We start from the raw sequence: 16,458 nt of genomic DNA on the forward strand, positions 1-16,458 counted from the left end.
TACCATAAGCACCCATCAAGCCAGATACGTCAGGTCGAATTACTTCTACGCCCATCAATTTCTCGAAGGCACGCAATACGGATTCATTGTAGAATGTACCGCCTTGTACAACGATATGATCGCCCAATTCTTTAGGATCTTTTACCTTAAGAACCTTATAAAGGGCATTTTTAATAACAGAGTAAGCAAGGCCTGCTGCGATATCTTGTACCGTAGCACCTTCTTTTTGAGCCTGCTTAACTTTAGAGTTCATAAATACGGTACAACGAGAGCCCAAGTCGATTGGCAAGGATGCCAACAAACCTTCCTTCGCAAATTGGTCAATTGGAATGCGTAGACCGGATGCAAATGTATCGATAAAGGAGCCGCAACCAGAGGAACACGCTTCGTTCAATACGATATCTTCGATATAGCCATCACGAACCTTACAGCATTTCATATCTTGACCGCCGATGTCCAAGATAAAGGATACATCAGGGCAGAAGTAACGAGCTGCACGATAGTGAGCCATTGTTTCTACTTCACCGATATCGATGCCAAGGGCGCGTTTAAGGAACGCTTCGCCGTAACCAGTTACACCAGAATGCGCAATATACGCGCCTTTTGGTAACAGTTCATAAATTTTCTCGATCATTTCACGAGATTTTTCTAATGGTTTACCATGGTTTGGACCATAGTGAGAGAAGATAATTTCCTTATTACTATTGATGAGAACTACCTTAAGTGTGGTAGAACCAGCATCAATACCAAGGTAACATGGACCTTGCGCATCTTCAATATTCGCCTTTGGCGTTACAGCCTTAGCATGACGAGCGCGGAATTCTTCTAATTCTTGTTCATTTTTAAATAGAGGTTCTACACGATCTGTAGCCTCCATAGGAATACCGATGAGGGCACCAATTTCTTTTGTTAATTGACCAACTGTAATCTCACGACAGTCTTCTTTCATCAAAGCCGCCCCTAAAGCGATGAATAATTCACCATTCTCAGGGATAATGCGATGCGCTTCATCTAGTTCTAAGGTATCACAGAAGCATTGGCGCAATTCAGACAAGAATGTCAATGGACCGCCAAGGAACGCTACATTACCTTCAATTTTATGACCGCATGCAAGGCCCGCAATTGTTTGGTTTACAATCGCTTGGAATACGGATTTTGCAATATTTTCATGAGATGCGCCTTGGTTTAACAAAGCTTGTACGTCGGTTTTAGCAAATACACCACAGCGTGCTGCAATTGGATAAATCGTATCAGAATTCATAGCCAATTGGTTAAGGCCAGATGCATCTGTTTGCAATAATGTCGCCATTTGGTCGATGAAAGCACCTGTACCACCAGCACAAGAGCCATTCATACGGTGTTCTGCCGTTTGACCCAAATAGGTAACCTTCGCATCTTCACCACCAAGTTCGATGATAACATCAGTTTCTGGATAGAGTGCTTTTACAGCACGTGTTTCAGCAATAACCTCTTGTACGAATGGAATGCGTACCTTTTCAGCCATCGCCATACCACCAGAACCGGTAATACATACATGAACTAGATCATCTTCATGACCCACTTGAGCCTCTTGGAGCAAGGTATATACGGTGTCCAAAATGTTCGCATAATGGCGTATGTACTTTTTATACAAATAATTATCGTGTTCGTCTAATAGTACAACCTTAACAGTTGTAGAGCCCACGTCAATACCCATGCGTAGCATGTGTTGCATAAATACCTCTCTTTTTCAAAAACCGTATGACCACACAAGATCATACTCATTTTGTGAAAGTAGTACATTTAGCATGAATCTCATATAAAATGTACAAAACTTCTAATTAAATTTAGACAAGGATAAGCTTTCACAAAAATATCTAATTTTTTAAATATCCTATACATATTATACAACAAATGTAGATAAAATCTATGTTATTCTATATTCCAAAGAGTTATAGGAAATATGACTAAATTTGAATAACACCTCTACATCGTGATAGGATGTAAAAATTATTATATCATTCTAAGATGAAAAAAGGTGTATCTAATAGCACATAACCTCAGTAATACTATCTATTCCTATACAAATAAAAAAGAGGCTTCAATGAAATCATTAAAGTCTCTTTTTTCAGTCTTATATTTCTAGTTTTAGTATTCAATCTATATAGTACTCAATCTATATAAATTACAATACTTTTTTATATAAACCAATAAGATCATCATGGTTAGCTGGATATGGATTAAATCTGTAACACATATCCTCTAGTGCTCTATCTGCCATAAGGTCGAGCTTAGTTTCCGATACAGCTTTATCTACACCAAAGGCTGTCAGATTCATTGGACAGTCTAATGTATGTTGCAATGTAACGATAGCTTCTATAAGAGCAGCTAATTTATCCACCTCTGACGCATTATGATCTGCAAAGCCTAATTTAGCAGATAAATGAGCATATTTTTTAGCTACCGCCGGATTGTGGGAGCAATTAAATCCAATTACATACGGCAAGAGCATACTATTAGCTAGGCCATGAGGCACATGGAATTGTCCTCCCAACTGATGAGCCATGGCATGAACGATACCTACGCCAGCCTTGTTAAAGGAAAGCCCTGCAAGGCATGATGCTTCGTGCATAGACATGCGGTCTTGTTCTGTTGCTGTTGGCTTATGACATTTTGGTAAATATTCAAAAACAAGCTCAATCGCTTGTTGTGCCAATGCATCAGTAAAATTATTTGCCGCCGTTGCCACATAGGCTTCAAGAGCGTGAACAAGTACATCCATCCCACTAAATGCAGTAACATTTGGTGGAGATGTTTTTACAAACAATGGCGTTAATAAAGCTTCATCAGGTAATACCGCATCATCCACAAGAGGATACTTAATTTGCGTTTCGCTATCTGTAAGAACAGCAAAGGCGGTTACTTCAGATCCTGTGCCACTAGTAGTAGGAACTGCGATGAAGGATTTAATATCCATATGCTTTAGCTTACGACCGAAATATGCTATACCTTTGCTCATATCGATGCAGGATCCCCCACCAATGGCAATGATAACGGTCGGTTTAATACCTTCCATAAATTCAATGCCCTTTACAACATGGGTTATAGGTGGATCAGGTACTACATCAGTATAAATAGTCACCTTATTTTTACTATCCATTAATCCCATCACATACGTAAGGCTCGGAGAATCTTTTAAAAATGGATCACATATGATAAGGATGGATTCATTATTAAATTCTGTAAGACGATTCAACGAATCTGGTCCTGCATAAATTTGGGTTGGAAAAGTCCATTTATTCATATGCTCACCACCTATCGAATATTGAATCCTGTTGTTAAGCAACATCTACGACGGCGTGCAAAGCAACGTGCTGATGTAGTAGATTCCCCAGTAGGTGTAGCAATTGTAAAGGTTGTCGTACCTTCACCACTAAAACCAAGCCCTGCATAGGATGGACCATTCTTAATAAAAATAGATGTTTTCATCTTACGGGCCATACGATTGAGGCGTTCCATATTCAAAGAATGCATGGTTGCCGTATGATGTAAGCCCGCTTCTAACATCAAGCATACATCGAGACCTTCATCAAAGCTATCTACCGTTACAACAGGTAGAATAGGCATTAACATTTCAATCACTGCAAATGGATGGTCTTTTGGTGTACGCATGATGATTAATCGTGGATCACCGTTGTACGGAATATGTGCCGCATCAAGAATGACGCTTGCATTCTTACCGACAAACTGTTTATTTGGTGTCCCATTCGGTAATACAGTTAAATCCACTAAGCGTTGAATATCTTGTTGATTTTCAATGAGGACGCATCCTGCTTTCACCATTTCTTGAACTAGCTGTGGCTCAATTTGACGCATGGCAACGACGCTCTTTTCAGCGATACATAGAATATTATTATCGAGGCTAGCACCGAGAACGATATCTTGAGCCGCCTTTTTAATATCTGCTGTTTCATCTACAAAGGCTGGTGGATTACCAGCACCGGCACCGATAACCTTTTTGCCACTTTGAAGCGCTTGTTTTACAACCCCAGGACCACCAGTAACAACTAACAGGCTCACATCTGGGTGTAACATCATCTCTTGAGCAGACTCAATAGATGGCTCACGAAGTGTAACGATAAGGTTTTCAATACCAATCGATTTAGCGATGATTTGGTTAAGTTCACTAACAAGCAATCGACTAAGATGCTTAGCTCCAGGATGAACACTAAAGAATACAGCATTCCCTGCTGCTAGCATACCGATGGTATTACATATTAACGTTTCTGCTGGATTTGTACTTGGTGTAATAGCACCGATAACACCGTAGGCAGACAATTCATATAATGTCATACCGTTGTCACCAGTTTCACACTCTGTAACGAGATCTTCTACACCCGGTGTTTTATCGAGTGTAAGATTTAATTTCAATACTTTATCTGCAACACGACCCATTCCTGTTTCTTCAACAGTTTTTTGAGCCAGCTCTTGCACTCGTGGACGCATGGCAGCACGGATGTCTGCTATTACCTTTTCACGGGTTGCCAAGGTGCAATCTTCAAAGCGCGCTTGCGCTGCTTTTGCAGCTTGAATTGCTTCATCAACCGTATCAAATACACCTGGCTCAAATTGACCTCTAGGCACTTGTTTAATAGGTTGTGATGAGGCCATTTCTTGCTTTTGCCCCTGTAATATATCTATAACCATGGAGCGGATCATTTCTTTCAACTGTGTATTGTTTTCCATCATGAACCTCCATATAGGTTGCATTGCTGATGCAATGACCATGTCAACTAACGGTGTACACAATCAAGGATATATTCATGATGTGACACAATAACTAGGTTTAACTCTGGCACCAGCTATTTCCTATACAATTATTTTTCAAAACTATCAATAATACCCACAATAGCACAATCTACTGCGGTGCCTTTATCATCTTCGAAAATATGCCGTGCCGATGAGCCTCGAGTTAGAAGCACATATTCACCTTCACCAGCACATACTGTATCGACGGCGATTTCTATGCGCCCCGTCAACTCTTGTTCTCCATCGAGAATATCTACCATCATCAGTTTCATTCCCTTTAGAGATTCATGCTTTTGAGTAGATACGATACTACCCACAACTTTACCGACTTGCATACTTCTCGTTCCCTTCAATTATTGTGATACCTAAGCGCTCGATTTCATCTCGAGCAGCCATGGTGAACCGTTGTCCCCTATATATGACGATAATAGACTGACTTTCACAAGATCTAACAAAAGAGGCCGTTATCCACGCTTGATGACTGGCATATATAGGACGACCAAATTTATCTAGAAATTTGATAGGCCAATCTAGAATGACTGATGGATTCATCAACGAGGTTACAGGAACTGCTAGGTGTATCGTCACCTCACAGTCATACGCTAATGCACGATGTAAATAGGCAACCCAAGGCACCAATGTATCGCGCATTAACTCTCGTATATGACCATAATCTATACCAGCGAAAGAAATGAGTTGGTTCTGCAACAATATATGCTCATCATAGCTATTGCACTCTGTGACCATAAAAGTAGCAGTGGATGTCATGCGCTTTTCTAGGCGTTCTAGCACCAGTTTAACTAATGCATCCATATTAATGCTCACTTCCCATGGCAATCCCTAAGGGCGTTACAAATTCTGGATACAGTGGCTTATGAACAGGTAAACCTATATATTGACTGAAAGTCTTTGTGAACTCCTCAAAATTAGAAGCACCGCCCACAACAACAATAGGAGTCCCCTTTTCATAGCCACCCTCATGTAACGCACGCTTAGAAATAGCTGCCATTTTTTCAACCACAGGCCGTATGGTTGCATATACATCACGTTTATTCGCTTCATTGCGCTTATAAGCCTCTGCTTCAGGGATGGAAATCCCATAGGCCCCGCTAATCACGAGGTTCATATGAGTGCCTCCTGTAGGCTCATCTACGGTATATACAACTTGGCCATCTTTTAAAATGCTTATGCCCGTAGTACCACCACCGACGTCAATAACAGCGCCATCGGTGATTCCTAGCACATTAGCAGCAGCGGTAGGCTCGTCTAAAATGCAGGTTACTTCAAAACCGGCACTTTCAAGAACATGACCTACTACCTCTTTATTCTTGCCTATCGTTCCAGGTGGAACAGCTGCTGCGGCATATACAAGCTCTGTGCCTAAGGCAGTTTCCGCCTTAGCCTTTAAAGCTCTCGTAATCGTAACAGCTCCCACATAGTCAACTACAAGGCCATCTCGAATAGATTCGTTGTATTCAAAAGCGCCATATATAGGTTTACCTTTGTCGTTAACTACGGATAGGACAATAGATGATGTACCAAGGTCAATACCTACGCGCAAATTCTTTTGATTATGAGAGCTCACTTGTTTGGACTCTACAAGATCAGAGAACTCTTGCAATGTATTATTTGCCTTTTTCAAACCCTTCATCATATCACCTACTTTACTGTACAATTCTCGCCATCACTGTACCTTGTACATTGGCAGCATTTGCCTCATCTGTGTCAATATGGAGTTCTAGGACAAAACCAGGCACGGCCCGAACGATGACATCACCAAATACAGTGGTGCGTTCTGGCGTTTGAAGTTCAACATTAACGCTATCGCCATCGTTTACATTAAGCCGTTTTGCATCATCAGGCGACATATGAATATGTCGCTTTGCAACGATACAAATAGGTTTTGTTATTTCCCCGTTTTCAGTACATAGAGTAATCTCTACGGCTGATTCTAAATGACCAGATAGCACAATAGGAGGTTTTATACCCAATGCACGAGCATCGGTCAACGATACCTCCACTTGTGACTGCTTTCTAAGAGGACCTAGTACGCGGACATTTTGAATGACCCCTTTAGGCCCCACTAAAGTAACAGTTTGTTCTGAAGCAAACTCTCCAGTTTGTTTTAAGTCACTTTTCTTAGTAATAGCCTGATTCGGGAATAATACATCCCAGTCCGCCTGACATAGATGGACATGTCTATTGCTCACACCTACGGGAATGGACGATTCGAACATGGCTTCGATCACTTCTCGTACGATAGCACGAATCTGTTCCCGATCCATAAGCTATTATCCTTTCTTAGGTAAGATTAATTCTACGTCGCTATGAGGGCGTGGAATTACATGAGTAGATACTACTTCGCCTACTTTTTGTGCTGCTGCACAGCCTGCATCAACCGCTGCTTTTACAGCGCCTACATCACCGCGAACCATTACAGTTACAAGACCGGAACCAATTTTTTCAGTACCTTCTAATGTAACGTTAGCTGCTTTTACCATTGCGTCAGCTGCTTCAATTGCGCCTACTAAACCTTTTGTTTCTACCATGCCTAATGCGTTATTCATGATAATCTCCTTTATTATTTACTACTTTATTTCTTTTTAGAGTTTTTCTTTGGTGTTGTTTTCTTTGTACCTGTGGACTTAGAACTTTTCGGTTCTATGATGGTAGATACAATTTCATCTAATACTTCAACAACCTTTTCATCTATTTTGGGTTTCTCTGTTTTAGAAGTTATAACTTCAGCTTTGACTGGTTCAGTTTCTATAATTTCTTTAGTTTCTTGAACACTAGCACTCGCCTTAGTTAACTGTGTATCATCAAATACTTTAGCTGGCTTATCTGTAAAGTCATCATTAAAGGATTCTACTAAGCCTTCTGCAGGCCGTGGAATTACCTTATGAGCTACATACAGGTTCATTCCTTTTGTAAGAGCTACACCAGTCTGAATAGCCGCTTCCACAGCTGCTACATCACCGGCAACCTTTACTGTCATCCAGCCAAGGCCTCTCGCCTTTTCTATGCCTATCAACCGTACATTTGCAGCTTTAACCATTGCATCTGATGCGGTGATAGCCCCCAGTAAACCAGCTACTTCTAGTAACCCTAGTGAATCTTTCACTATGCCACCTCCCGACGTCTATTTCTGTTGATGATTCGCAACAGGATTCATGCATTCCTATAACGTTAGCTACGTTGCATATCTACTAACATTTGACGAATCAAATCTTTTAATTCTGGTTCTTGAGATTCTGTTTTAGGTTCTTCTTTCGGTGTCGCCTGAACAGGCTCATCCTTGAGCATACCTACTTCATCTATTATGTCCATAATGATAGCCCGTAACATTTGTTCATTTAGTTCTGCCATTATGAATCCTCCTATTCACATTGTGAAAGTATCATCTATTGCGACGTGATAATGATATGTAATGAATATTTGACTCTTTGAAATAATATTCATTAAATAATGTAAGCATTACCTTTATTCTTAGGTCTGTCTCCCATAGTTTCTAGTAAAGCTAATCCTACATCACGTGCTGCTTTTACAGCTTGTTTAACAGCGCCAGAATCACCACTGATTTGTAAAATAACTTCATTACTCATAGCTGAACTCGATGGAGAACGATAGCCTACTACATCTACATTCGCTGATTTAACTGCTGTATCTGCCATAACTACACCAATAGCTGCTGGGGCCCCAACGATCAAGCCAAAGGCTTTACCTTCTGGTGTCCCAAAGGCAGTCACTAATGCTTCTCCTGCGCGAGCTGTATATTGAACCTCCACATGACCAGCTTCGTTCATATATACCTCGCCGAAGGTACGTTCTAATTCACGCAATGCTACCTCTACAGAACGTCTTACATCAGATACGTCATCGCCACCAAATATGATAAGGGAACCAGAACCGGCGCCACCTTTCATATCACGGGCAAGTTCAATGCTAACAATCTCAGTATTCGTTGCTTTTACAGCTTCATCAGCGGCCATGATTTGCGGCCCTGCACCTGTACGTGAACCTAAGATACCGATAGATCGATATGACTTAGTGAGCTTCATAGCTTCCAATACTTGACTGTCTACATTGGCAATTACAAGGCCAATTGTATCGCCTGTTGTAGTACTGCCTACATGTTCAGTAATCATTGAAGTTTGTAATTGATTTGTAGTAGGTGAACTTACAGGTGACGAAGCACATGATGCATTACCTGTTGCGCCTGTAATTTTGCTTAAATCAGCACCATCGATACGCATCAATACACGCTTTAAAATCTCATCTACCATACTTTTAGTATCGGCCATAATTATTCACCCTTTGTTGGTAAAATACCTTCTACATCTTTATGTGGTCTTGGAATTACATGAGTAGAGATAACAATGCCTACGCGTTCTGCAGCGGCTGCACCTGCGTCTACAGCAGCTTTTACAGCACCTACATCACCGCGAACCATAACAGTAACGAGACCAGAGCCAATTTTTTCATTCCCTACGAGTTCTACATTAGCTGCTTTAAGCATTGCATCTGCTGCTTCAATAGCGCCTACTAGGCCCTTAGTTTCCACCATACCTAATGCTTCTTGTGTCATCTGTTTTCTCTCCTTTTACAAAACATAGAGCAAAGATTACAAATTTATTTTTCTAATAGTTCCACCATAGTGCCTATATTCATAAAGGCAAAGTGTGCTGTTTTAAGCAGTTGTACCATTAATACGGCACCAGTTCCTTCACCTAATGCCATTTGCCCATGGATTGGAACTTCATCAAGACGAATATTTGCATAGGCTAATGCTGCTGCCATCCCTACCTCACGAGAATAATGAGATGGAATGCCATATAATGGAGCGTCTCCATTCATTTGAGTAGCACAAGCCATAGCAACTGCTGTTATATAACCATCGATAACAAATGGGATATGTAAGTCCGTACAAGCTACCATAGCACCGGTAATAGCGGCTATATCAAAGCCACCTACGCGGCTGATTACCTCTTTTGGACTATTTAAGTGTCCCTTATGATGAGATAGTGCAGTACGTACAAATTCTCGTTTTTGATTCATGTACGCCTCTTCATCAGGACCAGATCCAGGACCTACAGTTATCCGTGGGTCTAGTTTTGTAAGACCACTTAAGACAGCTGCTGAAGTTGTGGTATTACCAACACCCATTTCACCGAAGGAAAATAGATTGATACCAGATTCTGCGTAGTAGACAACGCGGTTATATCCAGCTTGGTACGCTAGGTCAAATTCTTCAGCGCTCATAGCAGCACCGTCTAATATATTCTTTGTGCCTTGAGCAACCTTTCGATTCACCCCAATACCTTGTGGACAAGCAATGCCTACATCTACCACTTCGTAAGGAATATGGTTAAAGATACAATAATTAGCAACTGCACTTTTACCATCAATCATATTCTGAGACTGTTTACGGGTAATCTCATAGTTATAACCGATTAGACCATCAACGGAAATACCATTATCTGCCGAAAAGATAATATGCTGAGCATGAATCTCAGGTTTCATATCCTGCCAAGCAAGACACATTTTCTTGAAATATCGTTCCCATAGACCCAAGCTTTTTGGAATGATCGCCTTATTTAAAATAAATTGATTAAGTTGTTCTTCAAAAACTTTGTCCATGGAAAAACCTTCTTTCAACTAACTATATATGTAGTTACATAATTGTTCTAACGACTCTTCGTCGTGAACTGATATTTCAAAAATCTTAGTGGCTCCCGCTAGTTTGAGATTGCGCCTAGGTGCCTCAACATCTTTGCCCGTATCTACCTTTGACACAACGCCTATAACTTCGCGATTGAGGGAGTTCCCAAAGCTTGGTGGAAATATGGTTGTTTCATCACCTGCAGGAATCATAAAAATCACTAAGTCCGCATCATAGGCGTGCAAGATAATGCCTCGATAGTAATTAGGATTTTCCATATATTCTCCAGGGGTATCGATGAAGTTTCCCACTCTCGTTATGGCTTGTGTCTTATGATACGTAGCCGAGCCATGGGTAATCGTATCGGCTAATGTAGTTTTACCACAACCGCTACGTCCTACTAGAAGGATGCGTTTTTCTTTCTTTTCGGTGCTCATAATTACCCTTTCATTAGGATCTTGTTAAATCTGTTGGAAAAAATCCTAATATGCGTTGCAATCCTTCAATTACGCTGCGCAATGCAGATTCAACAGCAGATACATCACCAGTTATGAGAAGTGCCCCCGAAAATCTATCGATGAAACCGATTTCGATATCACCGGATTTACTTGCAATATCGGCTGCAATAATGGTCCCTTCGCCAGGTGTTATAGTAAGAATCCCAATGGCATTTCTACCTTTTTCCTCGAGCCCCATTTTTCTAAATAGGTCTGGTTTAGGATTGGCAATAACATGGGCTATCGTAACCTGCTTTCCGGGTACAAATTCTTGTATGATGCGCTGTTTTGCATCAATTACCTCTTGAAAGGCCATATAATCTCCTCCTAATTCAAAATAATTTCTTTGAACTATCCTGATAAACTATGATTCGTTTTTGTTTTATATACTCTAGCTAGAGTTAAGGTGCCACTAATTGGAAGAATAATACGGCTAAGCCTGCGCCGATCAATGGGCCAATAAATGGTACCCACGCATATTGCCAGTTTGCAGTTCCCTTATTAGGAATTGGTAGTAAGAAATATGCTAACCGTGGACCAAAGTCGCGCGCTGGATTTAACGCATATCCAGTAGTTGCACCAAAGGACATACCTATGGATGCTACCAAGATACCGATGACCATAGGTGCTAAACCATCAGCCATTTTACCTAAGCAGAGAATAGCTAACATAAACATAAACGTAGCTATAATTTCGGATATCAAATTGAAAGGTTTATTATCGATGGCTGGACCTGTTGCAAAAATCCCTACACAGTTCCCTTCATCAGGACCTGTTACTTTAAAATGTGGATAATAGAACAGTGCAGCAATGGCAGCACCAGTAAAACCACCTGCAATTTGCGCTATGGACATTGGAATAACTTGATCCCAAGGGAATATACCAGCTACAGCAAGGGCAAAGGTAACTGCTGGATTCAAATGACCAGGGCCACCAAGTGTAATACCTACGTATACACCAAAGGAAACGGCAAAGGCCCATCCAAAGATAATGTGTAACCAGTTAGTTCCAAAAATACTAACGATGGTTTTCTTTAATAAAATTGATGCATTTGTACTGTTACCAAATGCAATTAGAACGGCAGTACCAACAAACTCACTAATATACATTTGCGTTACGTCCATTGTTTTCACCTCATCGAGTTAACAAAGATTGTAATGCATGAGATGCAATGTCCATATCTTCTGCCACAGTGCCACCGCTAATGCCGAAACCACCGACAATTTCGCCGTCGATGATGATCGGATAACCTCCACCAAAGGTACAGATTTTACGATTTACCATGGATTCAATGTTGAATAGATCGCCATCAGGCTGTGCACTTTGATGTACTTCATGAGTTGCCGCTTTGAGAGCTACTGCAGTATACGCCTTTGCCTGTGCGATATCGTTGCTGATGAGCAATGCATCTGACATACGATGGAAATACATTAATACACCGTTTGCATCTACTATAGATACAACGATAGGTACACCTATGGACTGAGCATAGTCCATGGCTGCTTGTGAAAGTTTCGTCATAATTTCTTCTAGCTTTGTTCTAGTTGCCATATAACTAACTCCATTTTCAGTAGTATGCCCCATATGCCATAAGCTCCGATTCGTTTCCGCCAGTACTTCAGCATGACTGTTCTTAACACGTTCTGCTACGCGCTCTACAATTGTTTCTACAAATTGCACATAGTCTTCCATACGAGCCATGATATAAAGAGCATCAGATAATCGATTTATAAATTTTCGAACCTCATCGCGAATTGGTTCTACAGAACCTAAGCTAATAAGTAACCGTTCACCGCGACGACAGATTGTGCGAGCCACATGTAGCTCTGCAGCAGATAAATAATTTCCGCTTAATATAAAGCTATGTTGCTGTGGTAATCGCTTTGTATAGTCATCGATCAAACGTTCCAAATCGCTAATATCTTGTTGTGAAATCAAGTTGCTGCTTTCACTAAGATTTTCTACATGAGGCGTTGCTACCTCCGCACATAAGCGGAAGAGCTGATGTTGTAATGTGTGAAGCACATGTTTATTGTCTGGTGAGACAACTAATTTCTCACATACACTAACCTGTGCATTTAATTCATCAAAGGTTCCATATGTGTCCACACGAAGTGAATTTTTAGGTACCCGTGTGCCATCAAAAAGTGCCGTTGTACCTGCATCACCGGTTTTCGTATAAATAGCCATATGCACCACCTCTCAAGTTAGTTGTATTTAAAAGGCCACTTCCAATCGTTCATCAAAAACGAAAGGATTTCCTTTTACAAGGCGAGCTGCATTGACACCTAAGGTGCGTAAGCTATCTGGATATTGACTGTAACCACTTAGTCGGTAGATAAATTGATGAGCTGGTATATTTTTATAGGTCAATACAATAGCCTGTTCATCAACGCCTATACCTACAGATAAAGCGGAATTACGAGATGCTAGATCAGCCAATGCCATATGCGTACCACTGTGGGACTCAATGACAACTGGTAGACCTTCCTCTTCAATACCATGTAAAACAGGTCTTAGTACATCCTCACTGATATGCTGTGTAGCATACAGCAATATGGTTGGCTTGCTGATGATACTTTGGTCCATCATAGGCCTCCCTTCTGTGCATAGGATAATACCAAACCTGTTGCTACCGCATTACGTGCACCTTCAACGCCTCGAATATTGCCTCGACCTGCTACTAATGCATATTGTGAAAGTGCATCGGTGACGAGTTGAGGAATTTCAAAGTCTAATGCAGAACCACCTACGATAACTACGAATGGTATATCTCGCACATTATGAGTAGGACTAACAGATGCCAAAGCACGAAGAGAATTTGTTACAAACACCCGTTTCTTGGCGGTTTGACGAACACGTTTAATCGTTTCTAGTGGGATATCTCGCTCTACAGGAACAAGCCCATCAGGAGTGACAATAACAACGCGGCCAAACAATGCTGCCGGAAGTGGTTCATTAAAGAACTGCACCGTTCCATCTTCGTGACGAATGTGATATACACTGAGTACTTGAGCCAATGGATCTCGTTTAATAGATTCCGCAATATGCATATCCTCTAAACCAAGCTCGGAGTTGATTAACATTGTTACCATATTTCCTGCACCTGCAAGATGAATGGCCTTAATTTTTCCTTCTTGATTGATGATAGATGCATCGGTAGAGCCTGCTCCTAAATCGAGTATGGCCATTGGTTTGGCTGTCCCCGGTGTAGTCAAAGCGCCTAAGATAGCTGATTCAGCCTCTTCGCCACCTATTTCAACAGGAACGCCTAACTCTTTTTCTACCTGCTTCGCAATGATTTCCATTTGTAGATGATCTGACTTAACCATAGAGGCAATTCCTACAGCTTGTTCCATGGAGAACTCACCTGCAAGGCCGCCTTTCACATTAATAGGAACAGCCACATCTACAGCTAGTAAATCTTGAATATATACGTCTTGAGGTGATTTATTCGTCAATTGCGCCATTGTGAGGCGAACCTTTTCAAGCATGCCACCTACATTCGTACCTGCTTCCCCGCTGATATCCTCAATAGGATGAACGGATTCAAGGGTTTCCATGATTCTTTCTGCCCCTGCAGATACATCGACGGATACAGTTCGGTCATTCCCCATAACAATGATGGATCCTGCCGGTATTACCCGTTCTTTAACATCCCCTGCAGGCGTTTTAATAACTACTGCAGAGCGGTTCCCGATGAGGGCCCTAGCAATTGGTACAATATTCTTTGTTTCCTCTGGTGAAAGCTCAAATACAGTGGCAATACCATAAGGATTAGATAATTGTGATACCACTTGCCCCGGTTCTACAACCTCTACAGCAGAAAGCATACCCATTGGGATTTTATCGATATACGCAACCTCGTCTATGATAGGAATTTTATGATCTAATCGATTATTGACGAGTACTCCATCATCGGCTTGAAGAATAGCAGCGCGAATATCATAACCGCGTTGACAGTACGCATTGATAAGCTGTGCTACCAATTCAAAATCGATAATTTTAGGAGCTACCACGATGTATGGCTTATCTTGTGGCTTGTCGATGAGTTGTTCAATAGGAACTGTATAGCCTACACCAAGTCCTAAACCACCTGGTGTTTTAGGATTGTGACCTATCATGGTAGATTCCGTAATAATGGTTTCCGTAATGGTCTCCATAGCTACATCACCGATAACTGGTGTAGCCTCATTAATGCGAATTAAGTCAATGTCTCGTAGTGTAAGATTAGCAGACTTGATTAGCGACTTGAGGGCATCCATGAGGCCTACGATATTTTCGCGCGTTCCTTTAATACCAGTGGTGCTAGCAATAGCAGAAGATAAGAACTTTACCTCTCCATTGCTATGAATTTCGGCCAAGGCCGCTTCTGTTGTAGAGTTTCCGATATCGATGCCAACAATTCGTTTCATAATGACATCTCCTATAGGTTAATTATCACCTTTCAGTTTTTTACGACGTTCGTAGTTTTCAGCAGCTTCTCGTACAAAGTTTGCACAAATTGGAGCACCTAGACCATCAAGTTCGCTAGCAATATCCAAAAGTTCTTGTTTAGAAGAACGATATGGACGAAGTGCATTATACATTTCAAGTAAGCGTTTATCGCTAACTTTCGTCATTTCTGCGGCGCGGGAGAAGTTGAGTTCAATTTGATCACGGCCCCCAGCCTTAGCAATTTGACCTTGGGCTTTCAAAATGGATGGAGAAATTTTCAAATCATCCATTGTGATGTGACCTGCCATTACGTTATCCATCGTAATATGGCTCAAGTCACGGCCTTGACCAAGATCAATCCATTCTGGATGTTTTTTAGCAATCGGATAATCTTCGATTGTAACCACTCTATCTACTGTATTAGTTGTAGATGGTGTATGAGGCGTAGAGTACTGTGTTGTACTGCCTTTCGCCCCTTCTATTTCAGATACGATCTGCCGAATTAAGGCTTCTAATTCGTTAGCCATAGTAAACCTCCTTATACAGTGACACGAACTTCATCAGCTGGCTTACCTTTTACTACATGCTTAGTTTCCTTGATGTGAAGTAACGCAGACAATGCTTGGTATTTTGGACGAGCCATTTGATCGTTCAATGTTGGTACTGGTGTTGGGGATTCGCCCTTAGCGTATTTAGCAGCATTTTTACCAATAGCACGGTATGTTTCAGCTGTTAATAGCGGTGCTTGAGGGAACAATTCCAAGTTTGAAAGTGGTTGTAAATCTCGTTGGTGAATTAGGGTTGTACCTTTAGATTGAATACCAATACATACACCGGATCCAGAAATAGAATCACCTTCAACGGCTACAGCTGCTACGTCAGAGGAACGGTATACGCGAATCACACGAGCTTTTAAGCCTTCTTCTTCGATACCAGCTACTAATTGACGAATTACCTCTTGATGCGGTACACCAACGATGGTTTGTCGTTGACTACGACCAAAGGCAGGACCTACAGCAATCACTACTTCATCTGCGCTAGTCCCAGGTTGTGCAGGGCCACCAGTTTGTAGCC

21 protein-coding genes are annotated in these 16,458 nt (G+C 41.3%); all 21 read right to left on the minus strand.

Annotated elements, in window-relative coordinates; all coding sequences use genetic code 11:
• Positions 1–1,714: acyl-CoA dehydratase activase (locus QZR70_RS05905; RefSeq protein WP_295793790.1), on the minus strand; the 1,714-nt coding region annotated here is incomplete at its 3' end.
• Between the two features lie 450 nt (positions 1,715–2,164).
• Positions 2,165–3,283 carry a 1-propanol dehydrogenase PduQ gene (locus QZR70_RS05910; RefSeq protein WP_119206713.1) on the minus strand — a complete coding sequence of 373 codons (1,119 nt, stop codon included), beginning with the start codon at positions 3,281–3,283 and terminating at the stop codon, positions 2,165–2,167.
• Between the two features lie 11 nt (positions 3,284–3,294).
• Positions 3,295–4,725 (minus strand): aldehyde dehydrogenase family protein, encoded by a 1,431-nt coding sequence (locus QZR70_RS05915; protein WP_119206714.1) that lies wholly within the window; start codon positions 4,723–4,725, stop codon positions 3,295–3,297.
• Between the two features lie 131 nt (positions 4,726–4,856).
• Complete coding sequence (locus QZR70_RS05920; RefSeq protein ID WP_024066335.1) at positions 4,857–5,123, minus strand: EutN/CcmL family microcompartment protein; 267 nt, start codon at positions 5,121–5,123, stop codon at positions 4,857–4,859.
• Positions 5,110–5,601 (minus strand): PduM family microcompartment protein, encoded by a 492-nt coding sequence (gene pduM, locus QZR70_RS05925; RefSeq protein ID WP_119206715.1) that lies wholly within the window; start codon positions 5,599–5,601, stop codon positions 5,110–5,112. Before pduM ends, QZR70_RS05920 begins: the two co-directional genes overlap by 14 nt.
• A 1-nt stretch (position 5,602) precedes the next feature.
• Positions 5,603–6,463 carry an ethanolamine utilization protein EutJ gene (gene eutJ, locus QZR70_RS05930; RefSeq protein WP_295793794.1) on the minus strand — a complete coding sequence of 287 codons (861 nt, stop codon included), beginning with the start codon at positions 6,461–6,463 and terminating at the stop codon, positions 5,603–5,605.
• Complete coding sequence (gene pduL, locus QZR70_RS05935) at positions 6,453–7,073, minus strand: phosphate propanoyltransferase (protein WP_119206716.1); 621 nt, start codon at positions 7,071–7,073, stop codon at positions 6,453–6,455. Before pduL ends, eutJ begins: the two co-directional genes overlap by 11 nt.
• 6 nt (positions 7,074–7,079) lie before the next feature.
• Positions 7,080–7,355 (minus strand): propanediol utilization microcompartment protein PduA, encoded by a 276-nt coding sequence (gene pduA, locus QZR70_RS05940; RefSeq protein WP_005385294.1) that lies wholly within the window; start codon positions 7,353–7,355, stop codon positions 7,080–7,082.
• 26 nt (positions 7,356–7,381) lie between these two features.
• Positions 7,382–7,912 (minus strand): BMC domain-containing protein, encoded by a 531-nt coding sequence (locus QZR70_RS05945; protein WP_119206717.1) that lies wholly within the window; start codon positions 7,910–7,912, stop codon positions 7,382–7,384.
• A gap of 65 nt (positions 7,913–7,977) precedes the next feature.
• Complete coding sequence (locus tag QZR70_RS05950) at positions 7,978–8,157, minus strand: hypothetical protein (protein WP_119206718.1); 180 nt, start codon at positions 8,155–8,157, stop codon at positions 7,978–7,980.
• Between the two features lie 92 nt (positions 8,158–8,249).
• The gene (gene pduB / locus QZR70_RS05955) at positions 8,250–9,092 is read right to left on the minus strand and encodes a propanediol utilization microcompartment protein PduB (protein WP_295793799.1); all 843 of its coding nucleotides are present in this window, start codon (positions 9,090–9,092) and stop codon (positions 8,250–8,252) included.
• 2 nt (positions 9,093–9,094) lie between these two features.
• Entirely contained in the window at positions 9,095–9,376 is a 282-nt protein-coding gene (gene pduA / locus QZR70_RS05960) for a propanediol utilization microcompartment protein PduA (protein ID WP_005385289.1), read from the minus strand.
• Positions 9,377–9,420: 44 nt separating this feature from the next.
• On the minus strand, positions 9,421–10,428 hold the full coding sequence (locus QZR70_RS05965; RefSeq protein WP_119206719.1) for a nicotinate-nucleotide--dimethylbenzimidazole phosphoribosyltransferase: 1,008 nt from the start codon (positions 10,426–10,428) through the stop codon (positions 9,421–9,423).
• An 18-nt stretch (positions 10,429–10,446) separates the two neighbouring features.
• Positions 10,447–10,887 carry a EutP/PduV family microcompartment system protein gene (gene eutP / locus QZR70_RS05970; protein WP_295793800.1) on the minus strand — a complete coding sequence of 147 codons (441 nt, stop codon included), beginning with the start codon at positions 10,885–10,887 and terminating at the stop codon, positions 10,447–10,449.
• Between the two features lie 13 nt (positions 10,888–10,900).
• Positions 10,901–11,263 (minus strand): ethanolamine utilization microcompartment protein EutS, encoded by a 363-nt coding sequence (locus tag QZR70_RS05975; RefSeq protein ID WP_038117203.1) that lies wholly within the window; start codon positions 11,261–11,263, stop codon positions 10,901–10,903.
• An 85-nt stretch (positions 11,264–11,348) separates the two neighbouring features.
• A complete protein-coding gene (locus tag QZR70_RS05980) occupies positions 11,349–12,071 on the minus strand; it encodes an MIP/aquaporin family protein (protein ID WP_119206720.1) in 723 nt (240 codons plus the stop codon).
• 10 nt (positions 12,072–12,081) lie between these two features.
• Entirely contained in the window at positions 12,082–13,137 is a 1,056-nt protein-coding gene (locus QZR70_RS05985; protein ID WP_295793801.1) for a cob(I)yrinic acid a,c-diamide adenosyltransferase, read from the minus strand.
• 27 nt (positions 13,138–13,164) lie between these two features.
• Positions 13,165–13,539 carry a glycerol dehydratase reactivase beta/small subunit family protein gene (locus QZR70_RS05990; RefSeq protein ID WP_295793803.1) on the minus strand — a complete coding sequence of 125 codons (375 nt, stop codon included), beginning with the start codon at positions 13,537–13,539 and terminating at the stop codon, positions 13,165–13,167.
• Positions 13,536–15,362 (minus strand): diol dehydratase reactivase subunit alpha, encoded by a 1,827-nt coding sequence (locus QZR70_RS05995; RefSeq protein WP_295793805.1) that lies wholly within the window; start codon positions 15,360–15,362, stop codon positions 13,536–13,538. Before QZR70_RS05995 ends, QZR70_RS05990 begins: the two co-directional genes overlap by 4 nt.
• Positions 15,363–15,380: 18 nt before the next feature.
• Positions 15,381–15,911 carry a diol dehydratase small subunit gene (locus tag QZR70_RS06000; RefSeq protein ID WP_288581193.1) on the minus strand — a complete coding sequence of 177 codons (531 nt, stop codon included), beginning with the start codon at positions 15,909–15,911 and terminating at the stop codon, positions 15,381–15,383.
• A gap of 11 nt (positions 15,912–15,922) precedes the next feature.
• Positions 15,923–16,458, minus strand: a 536-nt coding sequence (locus tag QZR70_RS06005; RefSeq protein WP_295793807.1) for a propanediol/glycerol family dehydratase medium subunit, incomplete at its 5' end; no start/stop codon positions are given.

It is taken from the genome of uncultured Veillonella sp. (assembly GCF_900545205.1).
Taxonomy (GTDB): Bacteria; Bacillota; Negativicutes; order Veillonellales; family Veillonellaceae; genus Veillonella.